The sequence below is a fragment of the Promicromonospora citrea genome (assembly GCF_013004695.1).
GTDB lineage: Bacteria > Actinomycetota > Actinomycetes > Actinomycetales > Cellulomonadaceae > Promicromonospora > Promicromonospora citrea.
Genome location: NZ_JABEMG010000275.1, coordinates 1 through 1,530, shown reverse-complemented (window position 1 = coordinate 1,530; position 1,530 = coordinate 1). Strand labels below are relative to the sequence as shown.

Annotated in this window: 3 protein-coding genes; all 3 read left to right on the top strand. The window is 77.6% G+C overall.

Going from position 1 to position 1,530, the window contains the following annotated elements:
• On the top strand, window positions 1-465 hold a 465-nt coding region (locus tag HLB15_RS23575), incomplete at its 5' end, for a RibD family protein (RefSeq protein ID WP_171109190.1).
• The gene (locus tag HLB15_RS23570) at window positions 465-1,136 is read left to right on the top strand and encodes a riboflavin synthase (protein WP_171109188.1); all 672 of its coding nucleotides are present in this window, start codon (window positions 465-467) and stop codon (window positions 1,134-1,136) included. The genes HLB15_RS23575 and HLB15_RS23570, both read left to right, overlap by 1 nt.
• The coding region (locus HLB15_RS23565) for a 3,4-dihydroxy-2-butanone-4-phosphate synthase (RefSeq protein ID WP_171109186.1) at window positions 1,133-1,530 on the top strand (398 nt) is incomplete at its 3' end. The genes HLB15_RS23570 and HLB15_RS23565, both read left to right, overlap by 4 nt.

Here is a 1,530-nt window from a genome sequence, read left to right as displayed (position 1 = left end):
CTCACCGCCCGCACGCCCGAGGGTGCCCTGGCCGGGCACCAGCCGCTGCGCGTGGTGCTCGGGACGCGTCCCGTCCCTGACGGCGCCCGCCTGCACGGCCCCGGCGGCCCCCTGCTGCACCTGCCGACCCGCGACCTGGACGCCGCCCTGCGCGAACTGGGGGAGCGCGAGGTGCGCCACCTGCTCGTCGAGGGCGGCCCGACCGTGGCGACCGCCCTGCTGGCCGCCGACGCCGTCGACGAGCTGCACGCCTACGTCGCTCCCGTGCTGCTCGGCGCGGGCGCCGGCGCTGTCGCGGACCTCGGTGTCACCACCGTCGGCGACGCCGCGCGGTTCACCACGCGGAGCGTGACCCGGCTCGGCGACGACGTGCTGCTCGTCGCGCGCCGCCGAGCGCCGTCCGCCGAGTGCCCCGACCGACCTGCCACCCAGCCTGCCACCCAGCCCGCCCAGGAGGAGATCTGATGTTCACCGGAATCGTCGAGGAGCTGGGCTCCGTCGTCGCGCTCGAGCACCCGGGCGCTGACGCGTCCGACGCCGTCCTCACCGTCACGGGCCCGCTCGTGACCTCCGACGCCCGTCCGGGCGACTCGATCGCCGTCGACGGCGTCTGCCTCACCGTGACCTCGGTGGCCGACGGCACGTTCGTCGCCGAGGTCATGCCCGAGACGCTGCGGCGCACCTCGCTCGGCCGCCTCGCGCCCGGCGACGCAGTGAACCTCGAGCGCGCGCTCCCGGCGTCCGGCCGGCTGGGCGGGCACGTGGTGCAGGGGCACGTCGACGGCGTCGCGACGCTCGTGCGGCGCACGCCCGGTCCGCGCTGGGACGACCTCGCGTTCGCGGCCCCCGCCGCGCTGACCCGGTACGTCGCGGAGAAGGGGTCGGTGGCCCTGTCGGGCGTGTCGCTCACCGTGACGTGGGTGACCGACGACGGCTTCGGCGTGTCGCTCATCCCCACCACCCTGGCCGCGACGACGCTCGGGCGGCTCGTGCCGACGGACCCCGTCAACGTCGAGGTGGACGTGCTGGCGAAGTACGTCGAGCGGCTGCTGGCGGGGCGCGCGGTCGATGCCGGGACGACGCCGGCCGAGGCGCTCCCGCTCGTCGGCGACGGCGCCGCGGGAGGTGCGCGATGACCGCCCGCCGCGGTCCCGTCGAGGCCGCGCTCGCCGAGCTCGCCGCCGGCCGCCCCGTGCTCGTCGCGGACGACGCCGACCGCGAGAACGAGGTCGACGTCGTGCTCGCCGCGCGCACGGCGACGGCACGGTGGGTGGCGTGGGCGGTGCGGCACTCGTCGGGCTACCTGTGTGCGCCCCTGCCGGCGCACCGGGCCGACGCCCTGGCGCTGCCCCTCATGGTCGAGCACGGGCAGGACCCGCGCGGCACGGCCTACACGGTCGCCGTGGACGCCGCGACGGGCGTCACCACGGGCATCTCTGCGGCCGACCGGGCGCGGACCCTGCGGGTGCTGGGCGACCCGACCTCGCGCGCCGCGGACCTGATCCGCCCGGGGCACGTGCTGCCGCTGCG

What these genes read in the sequence shown, in the direction of transcription:
- HLB15_RS23570 (WP_171109188.1), top strand. Translation starts at nt 465, where the DNA reads ATGTTCACCGGAATCGTCGAGGAGCTGGGCTCCGTCGTCGCGCTCGAG.